Below are 22,252 nucleotides of genomic sequence, written 5' to 3' on the forward strand. Positions count from 1 at the left end.
CCTCCACGGCTTTTCAGTCGACGTACAGGGCGGGTGGTGGGCTGGGCAGCACGGGTTCCAGGTCGACCAGCCACTTCCCGTACAGCCGGCTCCACGTGCCGTCGGCGCGCAGCTGTTCGAGCACCGCGTTGACGTAGCGGACGAGGTCCTCGTCGCCCTCCCGCATGGCCAGGCCGTGGTGCTCCTCGCTGAACCGCGGTCCGACCAGGTGGGTGGTCGGGTCCTGCTCGACCAGGCCGAGCAGGACGCTGTCGGTGGACGAGATCGCATCGATCTGCCCTTGTTGCAACAGCACCAGGCAGTCGCTGAACTCGCGCACGGCCACCGGCACCAAGCCGAGCGCCGGGTCCATGATCCGGCCGATGGAGGTGGTGCCGTTGGGCGCGCACACGCGCTTGCCGCGCAGGTCCTCGATCCCCTTGACCGGCGAGGACTTCGGCACCATCACGCGCTGCCCGGAGAAGAAGTAGTCGGTGGAGAACATCACCTGGCGCGTGTACCGGCGTTCGCAGGTGATGGTGATCGAGTCGGCGAGCAGGTCCACCTCGCGCGCGGCCAGCTTGTCGAAGTTGTCGGAGAAGTCCACCACGACGAACTCGACGGCGTTCTCGTCGCCGAACAGCGCCTTGGCGATCTCCCGGGCGATGTCGACGTCGAAGCCCTCCAGCTCGCCGGTGAGCGGGTTGACCGAGCCGAACTTGCTCAGGTTCTGGTCCACGCCGACGATCACCTTGCCGCGCTGGGTGATCGTGCTGAGCGCGCCGGTGGTGAACCTCGTTCCGGGTGGTGGCAGCGGCCCCGATGGGCGCAGGCTGCTGCGCTCGGGGACGAACGGTCCCTTGCCGTCGGGGCACTCCCTGGGGTCCCTGGCGCCCTTGATGTCCGAGGGCGCGACCATGCCCGGCGGTTGCGGCGGGGCCAACGACAGCTGCGGCCGTTGCGGCACCTGGGCCGCGCTCGCGCAACCCGCCGTCAACGCCGCCACCACGGCCAACACCCACAGTCTCATCGGTACTCCCGGATCCGGGGCGCGAGGCCGAAGCCCACCGCGAGCGCGCCGAGCAGCGCCAACAGGGCCACCCCCACGTCCGCCGCGTCGAGCGCGTCCACCGCGCGCACCGACTCGTCCTCGAACCGGCGCTGCGCGTGCCCGAACGCCTCCGCCAGCCGCTGGTCCACCTCGTCCGCGAGCGCCGAGGAGCGGGCCGTGTCGGCGGCGGCGAGGTCGGCGCGGTTCCGGTCGTGCAGCTCGCGCCACTGCCGCCACGCCCCGATCGCGGCGTCGGCGGCTTCCTTCGCCTCCGGGTGGTCGCCCACCTTCGCCACGGCTGCGGCGAGCGAACCGGGCATGTTCGCGTCGCCGTCGAGCGTAGTGCTCGCCTTGCGGAAGGCCTCCTCGTACGGGCCGGCGTCGCTGCGCGCGACCAACGCCAACGCCTCGCTGCTGCGCGCGGTCAGCGCGGTGATCCGCGCGGTGGCGAGCGCTTCGGTCCGGGCCACGCCGTCACGCCCGGCGTCGGTGTGACCGGCCGCGACCGCCGACGCCACGGCGAGCCAGACCACCGCCGGGAGCAGCGCGCCGGTGGTCACCAGCAGCCCGCGGTTGAACGTGCGCCGGGTCGTGGCCCGCAGGTAGAGCTGTGCGGCCACCAGCGCGCCGAGCGTCAGCACGCCGACGACGACCGCGAGCCACGCGACCGATCCGGCGTCCCGTTGCACGGCGACGAGCCGGTTCACCTCGTCGCGGTAGAGGCGGTGCGCGGCGGGCAGCAGGGTTTCCTGGGCCAGCGCCGAAGCTTGGCGGAGGTAGGCCGCGCCGACCGAGAGGCCCTGGCGGTTGTGGGTGTGCGCGGTCTCCACCAAGCCGGAGTAGCGCGCGAGCTGCGCGGTGAGCTCGGCGACGGTGCGGGCCGTGGCGTCCGACGTGCCCGCCGCCGCGGTGCTCAACGCGACCGCCGCGCGTTCGATGTCGGCCAGGTAGCGGGTGCGCTGCTCGGCGCTCGCCCGTTCACCGGCCAGGAAGACGCTGTTGGCGGTGGCGTCCGCGTCGGACAGCGACTGGTAGACCTCCAGTGCCGCGCTCGCCAGCGGGATGCTCTGCTGGGTCACCTCGGTCAGCACGGTGCGCCGGTCGGCGATCTCCACCGCGCCGACCACACCCGTCACCAGGCACAGCCCCACCAGCCCCACCAGCAGCCCGCGCAGCTGCTCCAGCGGCGACCGCGCCGCCTTGCGCACCCGCGCCACGACGTCGGCCCGCGTCGGCGTTTCCATCACCACCACCGCGCCTCACTCCGTCCGGTAGCGCGGGGTCGGCGGCTCGGCCGCGCCGATGTGCTCGGACAGCCACCTGCCTTGCAGCCGGGTCCAGGTGCCGTCCGCGACCATCCTTTCGAGCACCGCGTTGACGAACCGCACGAGGTCCACCCGGTTGGGCGCCATCGCGATGCCGGTCGGGTCGGAACGCAGGCTCGGCCCGACGATGTGCGTCGACGGGTCCTGCGCGGCCAGCCCGGCCAGGATGATGTCGCCGGTCGACACCGCGTCGACCTGCCCCTGCTGGAGCAGCAGCAGGCAGTCGCCGGTGTTGGCGGCGCCGACCGGGACGGGGTTGGACTTCGCCAGCGCGATGGGCCGCAGGTTGGTGCTGGAGTTGGAGGCGCACACCTTCTTGCCGCCCAGGTCGTCGATGCTGTTCACCCCGGATTTGCGGTGGACCAGCACGCGTTGCCGCGACGAGTAGTACTCGGCGGAGAAGGCCACCTTCTCCCACCGCTCGCAGGTCATGGTCATCCCGGCGAGGACCATGTCCACCGCGTTCTCCTCCTTGACCAGCGCCGCTTCCCGCTGGTCGGCGTTGAGCGAGCGGTACTGGACGTGCTCGGCGACCCGGGCGCGGTCGCCGCCGAAGATCGCGAACGCGATCTCCTCGACGATGGCCGCCTCGAAGCCGTGCATCTGCCCGTCACGGGGGTCGCGGTAGCCCAACAGGAACGCGTTCGTGCCGACGCCGACGACCAGCTTGCGCCGGGCGATGTCGGCCATCGACGAGCCCGCGGGCGGCTGACCCGGCGGCGGCAGCGGGCCGTCGGGCCGGAAGCTCAGCTCGGGCCGGCAATCGTCGCGGCGCTCCCCCGGGACCTGCGCGGGGTCGGACACCCCGGTCGGCGCGGGCGCCGGGACGGACAGCTGCGCCCTCGGCGTCACCGTGACCGGCGCGGCGCACCCCGCGACGGCGAGCAGGACGACCAACGCCATTCGCCTCATCGGAACTCCCGGATCCTCGGCGCGTAACCGAATCCGACGGCCAGCGCCGCCAACCCCATCAGCACGGCGACGACCAGCTCCCCGTAGGACAAGGCGTCCCGCGCCCGCAGGGACTCCGCTTCGAACCGCTCGGTGGCCGCCTTGATCGCGACCGCCAGCTCCTCGTCGACGGCGGTCGACGGGCCGGCCGTGCCCGTCGCGTCGGCGCCGGTGGCCAACCGGACGGCGCCGTTGTAGTCACCGCTGTCGTCGGCGGTGCGCAGGTCGCGGTGGTTGGCCTGCCACTGCCGCCACGCCTCGGCGGCCTTCTCCACCGCCGCCCGCGTGTCGTCCCCCGCAGCCGCCGCGGACGCCACGGCGAACAGCCCCTGCTCGCCGTTGAGCTTGCCCGCCTTGTCGATGTAGGCCAGCTCGTAGGCCTGGCCGTTGCCCCGGGCGACCAGCGACAGCGACTCGTCCGCACGGGCCTGCAACGCCATGACCCGCACGTCGGCGAACGCCTCGACCTGCGCGGTGGCCGCCTGGCCCGCCGCGCCGTGCGTGGCCGCGGAGATCGCGGCGACGGCCGACCACGTCACCGCCGCCAGCACGCAGGCCGTGGCGACCAGCAACCCGCGGTTGAGGATCCGCCGGGTGGTGCGCGCGAGGCGGACCTGCGCGGCCACGAGCGCCAGCAGCGCGAGCACCCCCGCGCCGAGCGCGATCCAGTCCACCGCCGCCGCTTTCGCCTGCGCGGCGGCCAGCCGTGCGTTCTCCTGCCGCAGCAACTCCTCCGCCGCGGGCAGCATGACCGTGTGCGCGAGCGTGGACGCCTCTCTCAGGTACGACGCGCCCTGCGGGAGCCCTTGGCGGTTGAGCGTCCGCGCGGTCTCGATGATCCCGGCGTAGACCGGCAGGTGCGTGGTGAGGTGCGTGATCGCCGCGGCGCTCTCCCCGTCCGGGGCGCCGGAGGCGGCGGTGCCCAGCGCGGCGGAAGCCTCGGCGACGTTGGTCCGGTACCGGTCCCGCAGGGGCTGCGGCTCGACGTCACCGACCAGGAACGCGCCCGCCGCGGTCGCGTTCGCGTCCGAGATCGACTGGTAGGTCTCCAGCGCGGCGCCGGTCAACGGCCCGCCCCGCGCCAGCACGTCGTCCAACGCGGCCCGCCGGTGCTGCACGTCCAACGCCCCGACCAACCCGGCCACCAGGCACAACAACGCCAACCCGGCGGCGAGCGCGGCCAATTGCCGCGGCGGACGGCGATAGGCCAAGCGCAATGGCATAACGCCGATGCGCGCGATCAGCGGTCCCTCGGCCCGCACATCGCGCGTCGATAATCCCACATGTCCCCCTCGCGACACCTGACACGATACCGCTTGCATCGGAGAAGACCTGGGCTTTGGTTACGCCTGATCGACGAGAAATGTTGTTTGCTCCGAATGGCGCTCCCTAATACGACCGCAAGGCGCACCGCCCCCGAGTGCGGCCACAAGGGCAACCACAGCCGCACCCTTCGACGTTCACCCCTTGAATCCCGTCGACGTACCCTCGACGTCCGAGTGCCCGACAGAGGGGTGGACTCCCAGTGTGCGCTCACGTTCCTGCCCACGAGGAACCCTCACCCAGAACCACCCCCGGAAATCGCCCCCGCCCGCTCACCCCTCCGATCGCCGACCGTGTCCCGGGACTCCTCCACCTCCAGCGCTTGGCGGGCAATTCGGCGGTTGTCGCGTCCGTGCAGCGGCAGGCGAGGGACGCGGGCACCGGCGTGCACCCCGGCCGCTTCGTGAACTCGGGAACCAGCCGACTGGGACGAGCCCTCGGCTTTCGGAGTTCCGGCCCCTACTACGTCAACGGGGTGGAAATCGTCTTCGACCTGGATCCCGGCGCGAGGTCCCGGTATTCGGCCCTCCGCCCCCGCCAGTGGTCCGGCCCCGAAGCGGTGTACTTCAAGACCGGCCCGCCCCTGGGTTCGCCGTGGCACACCCAGTCCCGCACCAACGGCGCCGGCCCCGACGACCCCCAACCCGAGAGCCAACGAGTCACCAACACCGCTGTTGTGTACGACGACAGCCCTGGTCCGTCGGTACTCGGCCATTTAGGACACACGTGGATCCACACGGTGCAGAACTTCACGGGGTGGGTGGAGGGCAGGCTCCGGGCGGGCGGCGGCTTCGAGCGGCTGACCGAGGTGGTGGCTTGGCACAGCGTGATCAGTGTCGTGAACCCGGAGGCGGCTGACGGCGGAACGGTCTACCAGCCAATGGGTTTCACGACCAGCGGCACGGGCTGGGTACCCACCACCCCTCCGGGACTGTGATCACCGGAGGGGGTCACAGAAATCCGCCGGTGGAAAGTGGCGAACTTCTGCCACACCCCAACCGTTGACGTCCACTGTGGCCTGCTGACTACCCTCGACAGGTCTGCTTCGTCACCCCCGCCTCGGCGATCAACCGCGGGGAACGCGGCCGTCCACTGTAAGGAACGCATCACCATGTCTCGTCGTCTTGAAGGCACCGTCGTCCTGGTCACGGGCGCCTCCAGCGGTATCGGTCGCGCCACGGCCCTCGAACTCGCCGGGCAGGGCGCGGCGGTGGCCGTGGTCGGGCGGCGCGAGGACCGGTTGACCGCGCTGGCCAAGGAGGTCTCCGACGCGGGCGGACAGGCCCTCGTCCTGCCCGCCGACGTCACCGACGCGAAGGCCGCGGCGGAGGTGGTCGAGCGGACCGTGGAGGGTCTGGGTCGGCTGGACACGCTCGTCGACAACGCCGGGCTCATGCTGCTCGGGCCGGTCCCGGGCGCGGACGTCGACGACTGGCGGCGCATGGTCGACAAGCTGCACCCGAACGCCGGCGGCTACGACAAGATGGGCGACCGCTGGTTCTCCGCCCTGCCGCTCTGGAAGCTCCCGACGCCGCTGAAGGGCAGCACCAAGTGCGTCGACGTGCCCGCGTCCACCACCACAACGGCACCGACCTGATCATCTGGGACTGCCACAACGGCCCAACCAGCAGTGGACGCTTATTTGAGGTGACCCCGCCCGTCCTCGCTTATACGCTGCACCGAACGTTCGACTCGGGGGGAGTCTTCAGTGCAGGACGTCACTTTCGCCAACGCCGGCGTCGTGTTGGCCGGTTCGCTGAGCTTGCCCGAACGCGGTGCGCTGGTGGCGGGTGTGGTCATGGTCGGCGGGTCGGGGCCGTCGAACCGGGACAACGACACGCACTTCCCGCCGATCCGGCGGCACCTGGTGGACGCCGGGATCGCCGTGCTGTCCTACGACAAGCGCGGCGTCGGCGGGTCGTCCGGTGACTGGCAGGACGCGACGATCGACGACCTGGCGTCCGACGCCGCCGCCGCGCTGGACTTCCTGCGCGCGCGGCCCGAGGTGCGGGCCGAGACCGTCGGGTTGTTCGGGCACAGCGAAGGCGGCTGGGTCGTCCTGCGCACCACCGCGCTGCGGGACGACGTGCCGTGGGTCGTCACCAACGGCGGCCCCGGCACGACCCCCGCCGTGCAGGACCGCTATTCGCTGGCCAACACCCTGCGGCGCACCGAGGGGATCACCGACGACGAGGTCGACGCCGCGCTGGCCGCCTACGACCGGGTCGTCGAGGCAGGTCGGCGCGACGCCGACTTCGCCGAGGCGGCCCACCTCGCCCAGTCGCCGCCGACCGCGTTCAGCGAGTACGCGGCCGAGGTGGACGAGCGCCTCTGGACGTTCCTCAAGCGCAAGCAGGACCACGACCCCGTGCCGGACGCGATGCGCCTGCGCTGCCCGCACCTGGCCATCTTCGGCGGCGACGACGACGTGGTCCCGGTAGCCGACAGCATCCACCTCTTCACCACCGCCACCCACCACCGCGACCACCGCGCGACCCTGACCGTGGAAGTGTTCCCCAGCGCCGACCACCGCGTCCGCACCGACAACGGCACGCGTGTGGCACCCGGCTACCTGGACACCCTGACCCGGTGGATCACCGATCGGACCAGCGACCAAGGCGCCTGAACCCCGCCACGCCGGCCTCCGGAGACGCCGATCACCACCAGGGCCAGACCTCCACCACCGGACCACGCGCACGCCCACAAGCCGCCACCGCAAGCCGCGAAACCACAGCCGCAAACCGCGAGCACGAGCCAGCGCGAGCTGCCCGGTCGCCAGCGCAAGCCGCGAGCTCGCGAGGCAACAGCCACCGGCGCGAGCCTCGAGCCCGCTGGCCACCAGGCCACCAGGCCACCAGCGCAAGCTGCGAGCCCGCGAGCCGCCAGACAACAGCCGCCAACCGCTGGCGCGAGCCGCCAGCCCTCGATGCCGCCAGGCCGCGAGGCATCAGCCGCCGGCGCGGGCTGCGGGCTGGCCGCGGGCCACGGAGTGTGGCACGGCTCGGTTCAGGCTGCCTCCCCAGTGCCGGGACGCGCAGTGGATGCTGCCCGTTTGGCCGTCGTCGCGATCGTTGTCGCGCGCACGCTTGGTCGCCATGATCGCCCGCAGGACCCGGACAGCGAGGCGGGCTTGCATGGGTGGACACGTCGAGGGTGCGGACCGGTTACCGGAGCCGCCTCGCGCCGGGCGGCCGGTGCGGCGCGAACCGGAGGCCGGTGGGCCGCCGACCGTGCGTCAGCTGCTCGGGTTGCAGGCTTCGGCGGGCAACGCGGCGGTCGCCGGGGCGCTCAAGCCGGAGCAGGAGGCACTCGTCGCCCGGCTGCGCCTGCGACTCCAAGTAGACCCCGACGACCGGACGGGAGCGGTGCGTCGGCAGTTGGCGGCGCTCGACGCGGAAACGCGTCGGAAGGTCGTGGCGGAACTCGGCGACCGGCTCCCGGCTCGGCTGCGCGGTGGCGAAGCGCCCACCGCCCCGCCCGCCAAACCCGCACCGCACACCCCGCACGCCCCGACGCCCCAGCCCACGTCCCCCAAGCCGCCCCCACCGCCCAAGCCGGCGAAACCGAGCCGTGCCGCACCGCCCCGGAAGCCGTCCCGGCCGCCCGGTCCGGTGGAGCACAAAGCCCCGGCGGTCGCACCGCCACCGGTGGAGACCGCGCGCGAAACGGCAGCGTCGCCGGTGCCGGACAACGGTTCCACCCTGGACTCGGTGGAGGTCGCGCCCCGGCAGCGCAACGCCTTCGACCGGCTCCGCGCCCACGTCACGGCGAAGAAAGGCGAGATCACCGCGGCCCTGTCCACGGCGACCCAGGCCGTGGCGACCAGGGCGGCGGCCGGTCGGGCGAGCGCCGCCCAGGAGGTCGCCGCCCTCACCGCCCGCCTGAACGACGGGTTCGACGCGGCGGAAGCCGGGGTGCGCTCCCACATCGCCGAGCAGGCCGGGGTCGTGCGGGCCGCGGTCGCTGCCGGACGGACCGAAGCCGCCGCCGCGACGACCGGGCAGAGCACCCGGCTGGGCGTCGAGGGGCACGCCCACGCCACGACCGTGCGCGCGGCCGGCACCGAGAAGGCGACCGCGACCCGCGACCTGGGTCGGACGGAGGCGCAGCGCGCCCGGGACACCGCGACCGGCCACGCTGAGGACGCCGCCGGGCGCGGCCAAGGCCGGGCGAGCGCGATCAGCGATCCCGACCCCGACCGGGCCGCCGCGCGCGCCCAAGCCGTGCGGCAGGTCGGCACGGCCCAGGCCGACGAGTTGCGCGGGGTCGCGCCGCCCGCCGCCGAGTTCGCGCTCACCGAGGCCGACAAGATCGCCACCGGGATCGGCGAGCAGACCACCAAGGTCGCCGCCGAGGTCGACGCGGCGCTGCCCGCCGGGCAGAACACCATCCGCGACATCGGCGCGGCCGTCCAGGACGGTCTGGGCACGGGCGTGACCGGCGCGATCGAGGCCCTGAACGCGATCGAGGCCCGAGCCCTCCAGGAACTGCGCGAGCTGCGGACGGCCACCCTCGCCACCGCCCGTGAACTCGGCGGCCGGCTGGTGGCCCAGGTCGACGCGGTGGAACGGGCGGCCGTGGACCAGGCCGGGCACGGCGCGGACCTCGCGTCGCGCGGCCTGGACGACGCGGCGGTCGCCAGCCTCGGCCGGTCCTCCGGGTTCACCGCGGTGGACGGCGTGGCCACCCAGGCGATCAGCGCCCTGGGCGCGCTCGGCGAGACCGTGGGTGGCGAGCTGGACACCGTCGCCGGGCAGGGCCGCACGGCCGGGACCGAGCTGGAGCAGACAGCCCGCAGCGGGACCGAACAGGCCCAGGCGGGGGTGCGCCAGGCGACGACGACGGTGACCACCCGCGTCCAGGAGGGCGTCGACCGGCAGGTCCGGCAGGGGCGGGAGGCGGCGACGGGCAGTGCCGACCATTTGCTGACCGCGTTGGCCGACACGTCCGGCAAGACCGTCGCCGAGGTCGGCGCCACCCACGACAAGTCGCGCACGACGATCACCGACGGCGTCACGGACTCGTTGGCGCACAACGGTGCCGCGCTGGCGTCGCTGGACGGGAACCTGGCCCGCGCGGAAGCCGAGGCGCAGCAGGAGTACGACCGGCCCGCGTGGCAGAAGGTGCTGCTCGCGCTGGGCAAGGCCGTGCTCTACCTGGCCGCCGCGATCCTGGCCACGCTGGTCATCGCGGCGGTGATCTTCGTCGGGGCGCTGATCCTGGCCAAGCTCGGCATCGTCGCCGCGATCAGCTTCGCCACCGCGGCGGTGATCGCCGTCGTGGTGCTCGCGGTCGGGGCGTTCCTCTACGAGTGCGTCACCAGGGCCCAGGCCTATCGCGCGGAACACGGACCAACCTCGGGGTTCTGGCAGACGTTGGGCGTCACCGCCGGGATCGTGCTGGCCAGCGCGGGCAGCCTGATCGGCATCACCCAGATCATCGAAGGGGCGCGGGGCAAGCGGTTCTTCAGCGACAAGGAGCTGTCCTCGCAGGAGAAGTACGACCTGGTGGTCGGCGGCATCTTCCAGGTCTTCGTGCTCTTCTTCGGCGGCCGGATCGTCCGGGGCCTGCGGGGTGCGCCGAAACCGGGCGACCCGCCGCCACCCCCGGTCCGGCCGCCCCCGGTGGAACAGCCGCCGGTCGAGCAGCCGCCGGTGCGCACGCCGCCCGTCGAGCGGCCCGCGACGCCGGTGGAGGAACCGCCGGTGGTCGAGGAACCGCCGGTGCCCAACCGGTCGCTCGGCCTGCGGCAGGAAGCCCTGGACGCCATCGCCAAGATGGAGAACCTCAAGAAGAACCCGGTCGGCGAGATCAACCGCCAGCCGAACCACAACCACTACAGCGCCGCGCGTCGGGAAGCGCGGGGCGAGGTCGTCGCGCGCAAGTCCAACGGACGGCCGTTCTCGCACATCCGCGACCTGCAAGAGGCGTGCGACGGCCTGTTCAACGTGCGGGAGGCCCTCACCCGCGAGGCGCACAACCCGCCCGACACCATGACCGAGCGCGGCATGAAGGTGCTGCTGGAACGGCTCAGCGAGGTCAACCGGCTGATCAACCGGCTCGCCGGGTTCCTCAACGAGATCGGGCACGGCTCGTTCCCGCCGTACCATGAATGGCCACCCGGCAGCTGACCAGGGGAGATGTCGTGCTGGACGAAACGCGTCACCGCGAGCGCGCGCTCCGGGAGCGCTGGCTGACCGACCAGGGCCGCGCCATGCTGGACGCCGCGCTGACCACCCTGAAGGCCGGTGGCGACTGGCGGGCGCACCTGGCGGAGCTGCCGGAGGTCGCGGACACCGACGGCCGAGACCTCCGCGCCGCGCCGTGCGCGGGCCGGGACCTGACCGGCGTCGACCTGTCCGGCGCCGAACTGGAGTTCGCGGACCTGAGCGGCGCCCGCCTGGAGCGCGCGGTGCTGCGGGACGCCTCACTCGCCTACGCCAACCTGACGGGCGCCGACCTGTCCGGCGCGGACGCCGCCGGGGCGTTGCTCGCGATGGCCGACCTGACCGGGGCGACCGTCGTCGACGCCACGCTGCGCGGTACCGCGTTCACCGGGGCGAACCTGACCGGGGCGGACTTCGCCCGCAGCGACCTGACGGGGGCGAGCCTGTTCGGCGCTAACCTCACCGGCACCCGTTTCGAGGGCGCGGTGCTCGACGACGTCCGACGCGGCAACTTCGCCGATTGACAGTCCACAAAGGACTGTAACGCGCGGCTTCGCCGAGACCGCACACTGCGGACTGGTGTTCGAGGACGCCGACGGCAAGCCGCACCGGGTCGCCGCACACGAGTTCGCGGACATCGTGGCCGACCTGGTGTCGGAACTGGTGGACGACGACCGGCCGCTGCCGATCGACGAGTCCGAGTTCCACTGGCCGGACGAGGTCCGCTCGGCGCCGGCCGACGCGGTCCGGCATGCCCCCGACGACGAAGATCTCCTCGCCCGGTGCCGGGCGGTGCTGCGCAAGGCAGTGCGGGAGCTGGAACTGCCCCCGACCGAGGCCGCCGCCCTGGCCCGCGAGGTCGGCCCGGACCTCGACCCGCCCGCCGACGACACGTGGTCGACCGAGGAGCTGGAGGACGAGCTGCGGGAAGCCCTGCTGGACAACAGGTTCACCAGAGCCGCCGAGATCCAACGCAGGCGAGTCGGTGGTCCTGGCACTGGTGGAGCTGAAGTCCGACGACCGCGCTGCCCGTGCGTTGCTGGACCTGGCCGAGTGCTGGTTGGACATCGACGGCGTGCCCGAAGCCAACGAGCGCTTCGGGCGCCTGCTCTCCCCCGACCAGCTGTCGCCGGGCCTGATCTCGGCATTCCTGACCCGGTTCCAGGAGCGGATGGCCGACTGACCGCTATCGGCAGAACACCGCGACTCCCAGAGGGACGACCGCCGTCGTGGGCGGGTCCTGCTCGTATGGGTTCAGGGACAGGACTAGTGACCGGCCCTCGCCGTCGGTCAGGGCGATCGTCAGGTACCCGATCAACTGGCCGGTGTGCCCCCACACCGCCCGAGGGCCGTCAGGGCAGGGCAGGGTGAACTCCTGCAACCCCAGGCCGTAGCGGAACAGCGGGTCGGCCGACGCCGTCCGGCGCATCTCGGCCAGGCCTTCCGGGCTGGTCAGCCGCCCTTCCAGCAGGGCGGTGACGAAGGTCGCCAGGTCCTGTGTGGTGGAGACCATCTCGCCGGCCGCCCAGTCCAGCGACGGGTCCATCTTCGTGGCGTCCACGATCGTCGGCGGATCCGTGCGCAGGAGTTCGTACCCGTGCGCGTGCGGGACGGGCAGGGACGCGCGGTGGCCGGGCACGCTGGTGTGCCTGAGGCCGAGCGGGTGCAGGATGCGTCGGCGCACCTCCTCGCCGTACGGGCGGCCGGTCAGGTGCTCGACCAGCAGGCCCGCGACGATGTAGTTGGTGTTCGAGTAGTGCCAGGTCCGGTCGTCGTCCTGGTCCGCGGCGAAGGCGACGTCGAGCAGCTGCTCGGGTGTGTAGTCGTCGAACCGGGCGTCGCCCCGCCACCGGTTGGTGGAGTAGCCCGGCTCGCTCATGTAGTCGTGCAGGCCGCTGGTGTGGTGCAGGACCTGCCGGACGGTGATGTGCTCGCCATCGGGCACCAACCCCGGCAGGTGACGTTCGATCGGGTCGTCCAGCGCCAACCGTCCTTCGTCGACCAGTTGCAACAACACTGTGGCCACGAAGGTCTTGGTGACGCTGCCGATCCGGAAGTGCCCGTCCGCCACAGCCGGTTCCCCCGACGCCAGGTCCTCCACACCCACCGCGTCCGACCACCGGTCCGCGCCGTCCTGGACGTGGACCAGCCCGGCCGTGATGTGGCGGTCGCGCACCAGGCCGTTCAGCTGGTCGCGCAACCGGTCCGCAGGGATGTCCGAAGTGGACGGTGTGACGGAGCCGAGCGCCAGTGCGGCGGACAAGATCGTGTTCAGGAGCATGGTCACGACGCTAGGCACGGGCGGCGCGGCCAACCATGAGGTCGTCCACGTGATCGACTGCGGAAGACCGTCCCTTTCCTGCGGAAAACCTCATTGACCGGTGCCAGGGGCGTGCCGGCGGCGTGTGCGGGCGGTGCCAGAGGAGGTGGGCAGGCTGCGTGGCGAGACCGGAGCCGAGCACGGCCCCGGTCCGGGACGGAAGGACAGCCATGCGTGATCTCGTGGTGCACGACGTCGTCATCGTCGGCGCCGGGCCGGTCGGGCTCTTCCTCGCGGTCGAGCTGAAGACCGCCGGGGTACGGCCGCTCGTGCTGGAGCGGCTCGTCGAGCCCGATCGCGGGATCAAGGCCGCCGCGATCGGTGCGGTCGGGGCCGAGGCGCTGGCGCGACGGGGGTTCGCGCGGGCGCTCGACGACGAGCAGGTCACGATGCCGGTGGCGAAGGCGGCACGTGTCGGGACCGGGCCGGTGCGGAAGCCGGGAGGCCACTTCTCGGCGTTGTTCGTGATCGACCAAGACCTCCAGCGCGACCCGGAGCGCCACAACCGCATGGTGCCCCAGGAGGCGCTGGAGAGGATCCTGGCCGCGCGGGCCGGCGAACTCGGCGTCGAGATCCGTCGTGGCGTCGCGGTGGAGGACTTCGAGCAGGACGACGACGGCGTGACCGTGCGGACGAGCGCGGGGCCGCTGCGCGCGAAGTACCTGGTCGGCTGCGACGGTGGCCGCAGTCGGGTCCGCAAGGTCGCCGGCTTCGAGTTCCCCGGCACGGACCCCACCATCACCGGCTACCAGGCCCTTGTCGAGTTCGACGCGCCGGACAAGCTCACCAAGGGGTGGCAGCGAACGCCGCGCGGGCTCGTCACGGCGATCCCGGGGCGTGTCTTCACCGCGGAGTTCGACGGCCCGCCGCCGCCTCGGGACGTGCCGGTCACGCGGGCCGAGGTCGAAGCGGCGATCCAGCGCGTGAGCGGCACCGACGTGGAGGTCGTGTCGATGTCGAAGGCGACGCGCTGGTCCGACAACGCGCGCCAGGCCACGACCTACCGCAAGGGCCGCGTCCTGCTCGCCGGCGACGCCGCACACGTGCACTCGCCGTTCGGCGGCCAGGGCTTGAACCTCGGCCTCGTCGACGCCGCGAACCTCGGGTGGAAGCTCGCCGCGGCGGTGCGGGGCCGCGATCACCTCCTCGACTCCTACACCGCCGAGCGCCACCCCGTGGGCGCGCGCGTTCTGGAGAACACCCGCGCACAAGTCGCGTTGATGCGTCCCGACCCGCTCACGAGTGCGCTGCGCACCATCGTCAGCGAGCTGATCACGCTGCCGGAGGGCAATCGCCACATCGGCGAGATGCTCTCGGGTATCGACACCCGCTACGACCTCGGGGATGACGACCCGCTCGTCGGGACGCTCGTGAACGACCAGCTCCTCACGCTCGCCGATGGCACGCAAGAGCACCTCTACGCGCTGGCCACTGACGGCGGCGGCCTGTTCATCTCGCCTTCACCACGCGCGCTCCCCCACAACGTGCACCACGTGCACACCAAGGAAGGCCCGTCGATGCTCGTCCGTCCTGACGGCTGCATCGCGTGGACGGAAGCGTCCTCCGGGTCGCTCCACGCGGCGCTCTCGCGCTGGTTCTGATCACCACACTCGAAAGGGCGGGAGCCATGAACGACAGCACGAGGACCTGGATCGCCACCTGGGGCACGGCGCAACAACTGGCACGAGTTGCCGAGCCCGATGGCGGGCCGGACATGCCGGACGACGCGCCCACTGAACCGTTCGGTGCGCCGACGAAGGTGGGCGCACAGACCGTGCGCATGGTGGCGCGTACGACCGCAGGCGGCACGGCCATGCGCGTGGCGCTCTCAAACTCCTTCGGTCACGCACCAGTGCGCATCGATGCCGTACACATCGCGCGGCACGACAGCGGCGCGGCGACCCATCCGGGCGGCACACGCGAACTGACCTTCGGCGGGCGCACCACGGTGGAGTTGCCGACGGGCGCGTACATCTACAGCGATCCCCTCGACTACGACGTGCCCGCGCAGACCGATCTCGTCGTCTCGCTGCACATCCCCGACGAGGACGTGATCCCGACGACCCACGAGGTCGGATTGCGCACGGCGTGGCTCGCCCCCGGCGACCAGACCGCCGCACGGGACCTGCGCGACGCCACCGCGTTCCGGTCGTACCTGTGGCTCACCGGCATCGACGTGCTGGCACACCCCACGGCGGCCACAATCGTGGCCCTCGGCGACTCCATCGTCGACGGCATGGAAACCACGCCCGACGCGGACGCGCCGTGGCCGTCGGTGCTGGCACGCAGGCTGGCCGTGCGGGACGACCTGCCACCGCGTGCGGTGATCAACATGGGGATCGCGGGCAACCGCATCCTGCGCGAGAGCGACGGCATGGGCGCCGGCGCGCTGGCGCGCTTCGACCGGGATGTCCTGGCCCGGCCCGGAGTGCGGTGGCTGGTGGTGTCCGCGGGGCTCAACGACCTGTTCTTCGGCTCCCTGCCGGGCATGCCGGAGAGCGAACGGGCGACGGCGGAGGACATCATCGTCGGCTACCGGACGCTGATCGCCCGCGCGCACGCGCACGGCCTGCGGGTCATCGGCTGCACCCTGCTGCCCATCGGCGGCACGCCTCTCTTCACCGCTGAGATCGAACGGATGCGGCAGGAGGTGAACCGCTGGATCCGCGGCAGCGGCCGGTTCGACGCGGTGGTCGACCTGGAAGCAGCCACCCGTGACCCCGGCACCGCCGCGATGCGCGCCGACCTGGTGTCACACGACGGTGTACACCCGAACGACGCGGGCCAGCAGGTGATGGCCGAAGCGTTCGACCTGGAACTGTTCCGGGACTAGACGAGCAATGCGCAACCCCACCGGCCGCGCCGAAGGCGCTGTCAAGCGGCAGCGACCACGGGAAGGGCCTCGGTTTCTTTCCCCAGGGGCCTCCCGCGCGGCGAGCGCCGCTTTTCATCTTGGGAGCGCGGAGCGCGTTCGAGCTTGCGAGCGCGGAGCGCGTCCTGTTTGGATCCGCGAAGCGTGTGGGCTTGAGAAGCGAAGCTCCTGTTTAAGCGCCTCGCCAGCGGGCAGGCTGCCAAGGATGGACGGAAGAAGCCCAAGTTGGGAGGTCTGCTGCGCGAGCTTGGAGGACAGTGCGCCATGCGGGAGCGAAGGTGTGTGCGGGCGGTGTGGGGTGAAAAGCGTGCCCTGCGCCTCTGCCGTCCCGGCTTACGCATTACTCGTCCAAGACGGGCGCGTCGGATCGACCCTGAGGCAGGCCGTCCTCCCGTCCAGTCGCCAGCCGGCCTGGTACGCGGCGGCGAAGACGTCCTCGCCCAGGGCCGCCCGTCCGCGGGCGGTCAGCTCCTGGATCCGCGGGTCGCTGAGGTCGTGGGCGCCGCGCAGCCGGGCCGCCGCGCCGAGCGTCGAGGCCACGTCCCGGTGTCGCCCGCGCAGCCCGGCCAGTTCGGCCCCGCTCACCGCGACCACCGCCACGACCGGCAGGTCACGGCTGCGCGCAGCGGCCTCGTGGGCACGGGCCAGCGCCGCCTCAGCGCCCTCGACGTCACCCCGCCGCACGCACAGCGACGCCCGCACCGAACCGACGATCGCCCGGGCGTGGTCGCCGTCCACCACCCCCTTCTCCGCCACCTCGATGCGGGCCTGCGCGCGGTCCAGGTCGCCGAGCCGCAGCCACGTGCCCGCCTCCAGCGCGGTGACGATGACGACCAGCTCCGGCGACGCCGACCGCCGCACCCGCTCGTGGACCGCGTCGAGCACCGCCCGCGCCGCGTCGGCTTCGTCCCGGCGCACGTGGAGTTCGGCCCAGCGCACGTCGAGGAAGATCTCGTCGGCCGGGTCCAGCGACCCGAACTCCCGCGCGTGCGCCCTGGCCTGCCGCAGGTCGGTCAACGCCCCGTCGAGGTCCCCGTCGTACTGGCGCAGCATCGCGCGCACCGGCAGCGCCGAGGCCAGACCCCAGCGGTCGCCGGTCCGGTCGAAGGCGTCGAGCGCGGCGGCCACGTCGACGCGGACCTGGTCCAGGTCGCCTTCGTTCTCGGCGAACGAGGCCCGGAACAGGTGGGCCAGCCCGGACAGCCAGACGTCGGGGCCGTCGACGAGGCGGTCGACCAGGGCGATGGAGGCTTCGTGCTCGCGGAGGAAGTGCAGCGCTATCGCGGCCAGGACACTGGTGACCCCGGGCAGCGACGGGTGGGCGAGTAGCCGGTCGGCCACGGCCCGCAGCGCGGATTCGTGCTCGTGCAGGCCCTCGGTGCTCAACGCCGAGCGTGCGTTGATGCGGTTGAGCAGCAACATCACCTCGACGGAGTCGCGGTCCAGCGTGCGTTCCGCCGCCGGTAGCGCCAGCGCCTCGCCCTGCCAGTACGCCGCGTCGGCATGCCGACCGAGCATCTGCCAGTACCAGGAGAGGTCCCTGGCAAGCGTGACCGCCGCGGTGGCGTCGCCGGTGTCGCACAGGTGGCGCAGGGCGGCGAGGGCGTTGTCGTGCTCGGCGCGTAGCACGCGCACGGCGGCGAGCTGACCGTGTCCGCGCAGCTCGGGGTCCTGCCGGGCGACCAGGTCGGCCAGGTGGCGGGCGGCGAGGTCCCGGACGTTGTCGAGCTCGCCCCTCGCTGCGAGCCGCTCGATCCCGTACTCGCGCAGGGTTTCCAGCATCCGGTAGCGCCCCGCGTCGTCCGTCATGTGCAGCACCGACTTGTCGGTCAGGGCGGAGAGCAGCTCGTCGGGACGCACCGCGGTCCCGGCGCAGAGCGCGGCGGCGGACTCCGCCGTCACCCCACCCGGCAGGACCGCGACCCGCTCGGCCACCGTGCGCTCGTCCTCGTCGAGCAGGTCCCAGCTCCAGGCGATGACCGCGCGCAACGTGCGGTGCCGCGGCGACGCGGCCCGGCGGCCCGTCGCGAGCAGCCGGAACCGGTCGGACAGGCCGGCAGCGAGATCGGTCAGCGAGAGGGTCCGCAGCCGGGCCGCCGCCAACTCCAGCGCCAGCGGCAAGCCGTCCAGGCCGCGCACCAGCCGGACCACGTCCACGCTCGTCCGCTCGTCGACGTCGAACCCGGGGCGCACCGCCGCCGCGCGTTCGGTGAACAGGCGCACCGCCGCGCTGCGACGGACGTCCTCAAGGCCCTCGCCGGAACCCGGCAGCGCCAGCGGGCCGAGCGGGACCAGCGCCTCACCGTCGATCGCGAGCGGCTCGCGGCTGGTCGCCAGCACCCGCAACCCCGGGCAGCGCGGCAGCAACGCCGCCAGCAGCCGCGCGACGGCGTCGACCACGTGCTCGCAGTTGTCCACCACGAGCAGGGACTGCCGACCGCCGAGCCGGTCGACCAGCACGTCCAGCTCACCGCCCCCGGCCGGCCGCCGACCGGAGGCCTCGAAGAGCGCGGCGCCGCGCGGCCCGATCGCGGCCAGCACCGCCGCGCCGACCTTGGCCGGCTCGGTGACCGCGGCCAGGTCCACCAGCCAGGTGCCGTCGCGGTGCTCGTGGCGGCGGCCCGCCTCGACGGCGAGCCGGGTCTTGCCGACCCCGCCCGGCCCTACCACGGTGACCAGGCGCCCGCGCGTCAGCAGCGCGTCGATCCGGGCCAGGTCGTCGTCCCGGCCGACGAAGCTGGTCAGGGCGGCGGGCAGGGTGCTCGTGGGCACCTCGTCACGCGCCTCGGGTGACCGCAGCAGGCTCAGGTGGCGTTCACGCAGGGCTGCGCCGGGGTCGGCGCCGAGCCGGTCGGCGAGGGTCTCGCGCACCCGCTCGTACAGGTCCAGGGCGTCGGCCTGGCGGCCCTGGGCGGCCAGCGCGTCCATCCGCAACGCGGCCACCCGCTCGTCCACCGGGTGCTCGCCGAGCAGGACGCTCAGCCGGGCGGCGGCGTCGTCGGCACGGCCCAGCGCCAGCTCCGCCTCCGCCAGGTCCGCTGCCGCCTCGACGGCGGTGGCCGCCAGCCTCGTCGCGACCGCCGGGGCGACTGCCACCGGTTCGCCGCACAGCGCCACCGCCTCGGCCAGCAGCTCGGCCGCGGTCCCGGGATCGCCCGCCCGCAGCCGTTCCCGGCCGCGCGCGGCCAGCCGCTCGAACCGCAGCACGTCGACGTCGTCCTCCCCGACCCCGAGGCGGTAGCCGCCTTCGGACCGGGTGACCGTGTCGGAGCCGCCGAGCACCCGGCGCAGCCGTGAGACCAGCGAGTGCAGGGCGTTCACCGGGTCGGCCGGGAGTTCCTCGGGCCACAGCGCGTGGACCAGGACGTCCGCCTCGACCAGCCGCCCGCCCGCCAGAGCCAGCCGCGCGACCAAGCCGCGCAGCCGGACGCCCGGGACGGTCAGCGCGGCACCACCGCGAGACACCTCCAGGGAGCCGAACAACCTCACCCGCAAGCGTGTCTCGTCCCCGTGCACCACCCGATCCTCCCCCGGACGGCACCCGCCCGGGTCAGGGGGCGACCGGGCCGGGCCTGTGGTGCAGGTGGGCGCCGACCCAGTCGACGATGTCCCGGGTCGGGCGGGACGGTGGGGCGGGGCGGAAGTTCGCCGCGTCGTCGATGCTGCCGGTGCCGTCGTAGCGGGCGGTCAGGGGGTACGGGAAGACCGGTCGGGTGCGCACCACCCGGCCGTCGGCGTCCCGGCCGACCGCGACGACCCGGTCGGGGGCGGTCCCCTGCTCGACCCACGCCAGCAGCGCGCGCAGCGGGTCGAACTCGGTCAATCCCGTGCCGCCGGCGCAGTGGTGGAGGCCGGGCACCATGAACACCCGCGCCCAGCGCCGGACGTCCCCGTCGTCGTGCCGCGCCAGCCGGGCGTAGTAGTCGAGCAGGCCGCGCGGCGGGATGCCCGGGTCGCTCCAGCCGTGCCAGAGGATCAACCGGCCGCCGGCGCGGCGGAACTCCCCCAGGTCGAGGCTCATCGCGTTGCCGCGCGCGCCCTCCACGCCCAGCCGAGCCACCTCGCGGGTGGTGAACTCGACGTCGGCCAACGACGAGTGCGGCGTGCCCATCGGGTAGCCCATGTGCTTGAGGTAGCCGTCCGCCAGCAGCGCGGCCACCGAGGACCCGCCGAACTCGGGGACGGGGACGATCCAGCCGGCCCAGCCCAGTTCCGAGCCCCGTTCCTGGCCGGCCGGGTAGAGCTTCCGGCCGTGCGGGTCGGTGGGTCCGGCGTAGAGCAGGCGGACCGCCCGCACTTGGGCCGGGGTGAGGCACGTCGGACCGTTCGCGCCGGGCGGGCACAGCAGGGCGGCCGGGTCGTGGTCGCACCGGCGCGGATCGTCGAGTTGGCCGTCCACCAGGCCGTCGAGGTGGTCGCAGTGGGCGAGCACCGCGGCGTGCAGGGCGGGCAGCCGGTCGGCGGTGAGCACCGGGCGGCCGTCCGCGCCGGTGTTGGCGCGGGCCAGCCACGCCTGGTGCAGCAGCAGCGGGGACATGGCGTGGACGGGTGCGCCGGCGATGATCCCGTCGAAGTCGTGCGGGTAGCGCTGGGCCAGCAGCAGGCCTTCGCGTCCGCCGTTGGAGCAGCCGCCGAAGTACGAGAACGACGGCGGCCGGCCGTAGAACTCCCGGATGATCCGCTTGGCGGCCATCGAGACCACGTGCGGCGCGCGGAAGGCGAGGTCGTCGCGGGCGGCCTGGTCGGCGGCGGCCCAGGAGCCGTCCACGGAGGGCACCGGGGCGTTGCTCACGTGCCCGTCGTCGGTGGCGGCGACGGCGAGGCCGCCGATGTCCGTTCCGCAGTCCGGGAAGGCCGGCGCGGCGAGCGCGCCGCAGAACCCGCCGCACCCGTACTGGAGGTAGCGGCCGGTGTAGGTGGTGGCGGGCAGCTTGAGGTGAAACCGCACCCGCGGCTCGACGTACCCGAGCACCTCGCAGTGCGCGGCCTCTGCGTCCACCGGCTGCGCGCTCGTCACGTGCACGCGGGTGCCCGGCACCGCGAAGTCGTGGACCAGGTCCGCGCACTCTGCCACGGGCGCGATCGTGCCGCCTGGGGCGGCCGACGCGGTGGGGCCGGAGACCGGCAGCGAGGCCAGCAAGCCGACTACCACGAGCAAGCGGATCGCGCGCACTTCACCCTCCCGTGGTCGAACGCCCGGGTGACATCACCCGTTCGGACCCGTCTCCAGCACGCTCCGCGCACCTCTGGTACAGCATGGAATCCGAGTTCTGGTACGACTCCTGGGCCGTGGGCGGCACGAAGACCAGCTTCCACCTGCCGAACGTGCACGAGCACGCCCGCCTGCTGGACCGCCTCGGCCTGGTGGCCGGCGCCCGCGTCCTGGTCCCCCTCTGCGGCAAGACCGCCGACCTGCGGTTCTTCGCGGAGTCGGCGGCGGAGGTCATCGGGGTCGAGCTGGTGCCGCGGGCCGTCGCCGAGTTCTTCGCCGAGAACGACCTGGACCCGGTGGAGGAGGAACCCGACGTCTTCCGCTGCGGCAACCTCGTCATCCGCCGCCAGGACGTCTTCAAGCTGACGCCCGAGGTGCTCGGCCCGGTGGACCTGGTCTACGACCGGGCCGCGCTGATCGCGTTCCCCGACGACATGCGGCAGCGCTACGCCGAGGCGATCACCCGGCTGGTGCGGCCCGGCACCCGGTACTTCATCAACACCCTGGAGTACCACCCGAGCCTGCCGACGCCACCGTTCACCGTCGGGCCGGACGAGGTCGTCGAGCGCTTCGGGCACGCGTTCGAGGTCGAGCACGTGGCCGCCGAACCCCGGCCGAACCACCGGATGGTCGAGAAGTTCGGCCTGACCAGCCTGGTGGAGCACGGCTTCCTGCTCCGGGCGCGCTAGTTGCAGCGCGCCTGGCCGAACACCAGGTAACCGCGCTGCACGCCGGAGCTCTCCGACCTGCCGTCGCAGTCGATGGACAGGAAGCCGTTGAACTCGGTGTGCTCGGGGTCGGCGTACCACTGGTAGAGGCACGCGTAGCCGCTCTTGCACACCGGGATGGCCTGGGCGGTGGCCGGCACCAGAGCGACGACCCCGAGTGCCGCGGCGACCGCGACCACCAGACGACGGATCACCGTGGACCTCCTTGCTCGGGGGCCGTCCGCCCCTTTCCGGTCAGGATGGCAGCGGGACCGCCCGCGGCGACATCGCCGACCGGCAGAAAGCTTCGGGATCACCGGCACGCCGGGGGTCCCGGTGCGCCGG

Annotated in this window: 17 protein-coding genes; 9 read left to right on the top strand and 8 right to left on the bottom strand. The window is 73.0% G+C overall.

Annotated features, from left to right (window positions below; genetic code table 11):
• Positions 1 to 13 precede the first annotated feature (13 nt).
• From WBN91_RS21625 to WBN91_RS21640, 4 genes are read right to left on the bottom strand one after another with little or no spacing between them, the layout of a single operon-like run.
• On the bottom strand, positions 14 to 1,009 hold the full coding sequence (locus WBN91_RS21625) for a glutamate ABC transporter substrate-binding protein (protein WP_337725932.1): 996 nt from the start codon (positions 1,007 to 1,009) through the stop codon (positions 14 to 16).
• The gene (locus WBN91_RS21630; RefSeq protein ID WP_337725931.1) at positions 1,006 to 2,274 is read right to left on the bottom strand and encodes a hypothetical protein; all 1,269 of its coding nucleotides are present in this window, start codon (positions 2,272 to 2,274) and stop codon (positions 1,006 to 1,008) included. Before WBN91_RS21630 ends, WBN91_RS21625 begins: the two co-directional genes overlap by 4 nt.
• Before the next feature lie 15 nt (positions 2,275 to 2,289).
• Positions 2,290 to 3,258 (bottom strand): glutamate ABC transporter substrate-binding protein, encoded by a 969-nt coding sequence (locus tag WBN91_RS21635; RefSeq protein ID WP_337725930.1) that lies wholly within the window; start codon positions 3,256 to 3,258, stop codon positions 2,290 to 2,292.
• Positions 3,259 to 3,263: 5 nt separating this feature from the next.
• The gene (locus tag WBN91_RS21640; protein WP_337725929.1) at positions 3,264 to 4,517 is read right to left on the bottom strand and encodes a hypothetical protein; all 1,254 of its coding nucleotides are present in this window, start codon (positions 4,515 to 4,517) and stop codon (positions 3,264 to 3,266) included.
• Between the two features lie 587 nt (positions 4,518 to 5,104).
• Here WBN91_RS21640 and WBN91_RS21645 point away from each other — a divergent pair.
• The 6 genes from WBN91_RS21645 to WBN91_RS21670 all read left to right on the top strand — a co-directional run bounded on the left by WBN91_RS21645 (position 5,105) and on the right by WBN91_RS21670 (position 11,979).
• Positions 5,105 to 5,566, top strand: coding sequence for a hypothetical protein (locus WBN91_RS21645; protein WP_337725928.1), 462 nt, complete (start codon positions 5,105 to 5,107; stop codon positions 5,564 to 5,566).
• A gap of 174 nt (positions 5,567 to 5,740) precedes the next feature.
• Positions 5,741 to 6,226, top strand: a complete 486-nt coding sequence (locus WBN91_RS21650; protein WP_337725927.1) for an SDR family NAD(P)-dependent oxidoreductase — start codon at positions 5,741 to 5,743, stop codon at positions 6,224 to 6,226.
• A gap of 111 nt (positions 6,227 to 6,337) precedes the next feature.
• Entirely contained in the window at positions 6,338 to 7,255 is a 918-nt protein-coding gene (locus tag WBN91_RS21655; protein ID WP_337725926.1) for an alpha/beta hydrolase family protein, read from the top strand.
• Positions 7,256 to 7,763: 508 nt separating this feature from the next.
• Positions 7,764 to 10,760, top strand: a complete 2,997-nt coding sequence (locus WBN91_RS21660; protein WP_337725925.1) for a polymorphic toxin type 28 domain-containing protein — start codon at positions 7,764 to 7,766, stop codon at positions 10,758 to 10,760.
• A gap of 14 nt (positions 10,761 to 10,774) precedes the next feature.
• Positions 10,775 to 11,320: a pentapeptide repeat-containing protein gene (locus WBN91_RS21665; protein WP_337725924.1), complete on the top strand. Its 546-nt coding sequence runs from the start codon at positions 10,775 to 10,777 to the stop codon at positions 11,318 to 11,320.
• A 461-nt stretch (positions 11,321 to 11,781) separates the two neighbouring features.
• Positions 11,782 to 11,979, top strand: a complete 198-nt coding sequence (locus tag WBN91_RS21670; RefSeq protein ID WP_337725923.1) for a hypothetical protein — start codon at positions 11,782 to 11,784, stop codon at positions 11,977 to 11,979.
• A gap of 3 nt (positions 11,980 to 11,982) precedes the next feature.
• Here the strand turns inward: WBN91_RS21670 and WBN91_RS21675 are convergent, their stop codons facing one another.
• Entirely contained in the window at positions 11,983 to 13,077 is a 1,095-nt protein-coding gene (locus WBN91_RS21675) for a serine hydrolase domain-containing protein (RefSeq protein WP_337725922.1), read from the bottom strand.
• Between the two features lie 209 nt (positions 13,078 to 13,286).
• On the opposite strand from WBN91_RS21675, the gene WBN91_RS21680 reads away from it, so the two are divergent.
• Positions 13,287 to 14,717: an FAD-dependent monooxygenase gene (locus WBN91_RS21680; RefSeq protein WP_337725921.1), complete on the top strand. Its 1,431-nt coding sequence runs from the start codon at positions 13,287 to 13,289 to the stop codon at positions 14,715 to 14,717.
• Between the two features lie 26 nt (positions 14,718 to 14,743).
• Entirely contained in the window at positions 14,744 to 15,949 is a 1,206-nt protein-coding gene (locus WBN91_RS21685; RefSeq protein ID WP_337725920.1) for an SGNH/GDSL hydrolase family protein, read from the top strand.
• Positions 15,950 to 16,321: 372 nt separating this feature from the next.
• On the opposite strand, the gene WBN91_RS21690 is transcribed toward WBN91_RS21685, so the two are convergent.
• Both WBN91_RS21690 and WBN91_RS21695 read right to left on the bottom strand, forming a co-directional pair.
• A complete protein-coding gene (locus tag WBN91_RS21690; protein ID WP_337725956.1) occupies positions 16,322 to 19,477 on the bottom strand; it encodes a BTAD domain-containing putative transcriptional regulator in 3,156 nt (1,051 codons plus the stop codon).
• Between the two features lie 61 nt (positions 19,478 to 19,538).
• A complete protein-coding gene (locus WBN91_RS21695) occupies positions 19,539 to 21,161 on the bottom strand; it encodes a tannase/feruloyl esterase family alpha/beta hydrolase (protein ID WP_443217767.1) in 1,623 nt (540 codons plus the stop codon).
• A gap of 83 nt (positions 21,162 to 21,244) precedes the next feature.
• Here WBN91_RS21695 and WBN91_RS21700 point away from each other — a divergent pair, with 83 nt between their 5' ends.
• Positions 21,245 to 21,889 carry a thiopurine S-methyltransferase gene (locus tag WBN91_RS21700; RefSeq protein ID WP_337725919.1) on the top strand — a complete coding sequence of 215 codons (645 nt, stop codon included), beginning with the start codon at positions 21,245 to 21,247 and terminating at the stop codon, positions 21,887 to 21,889.
• Here the strand turns inward: WBN91_RS21700 and WBN91_RS21705 are convergent.
• Positions 21,886 to 22,122, bottom strand: a complete 237-nt coding sequence (locus WBN91_RS21705) for a hypothetical protein (RefSeq protein WP_337725918.1) — start codon at positions 22,120 to 22,122, stop codon at positions 21,886 to 21,888. The two genes, WBN91_RS21700 and WBN91_RS21705, sit on opposite strands and share 4 nt — an antisense overlap.
• Positions 22,123 to 22,252: the final 130 nt, after the last annotated feature.

Origin of the sequence: Saccharothrix sp. CCNWYY140 (genome assembly GCF_037401995.1) — a bacterium.
Classification (GTDB): Bacteria; Actinomycetota; Actinomycetes; order Mycobacteriales; family Pseudonocardiaceae; genus Actinosynnema.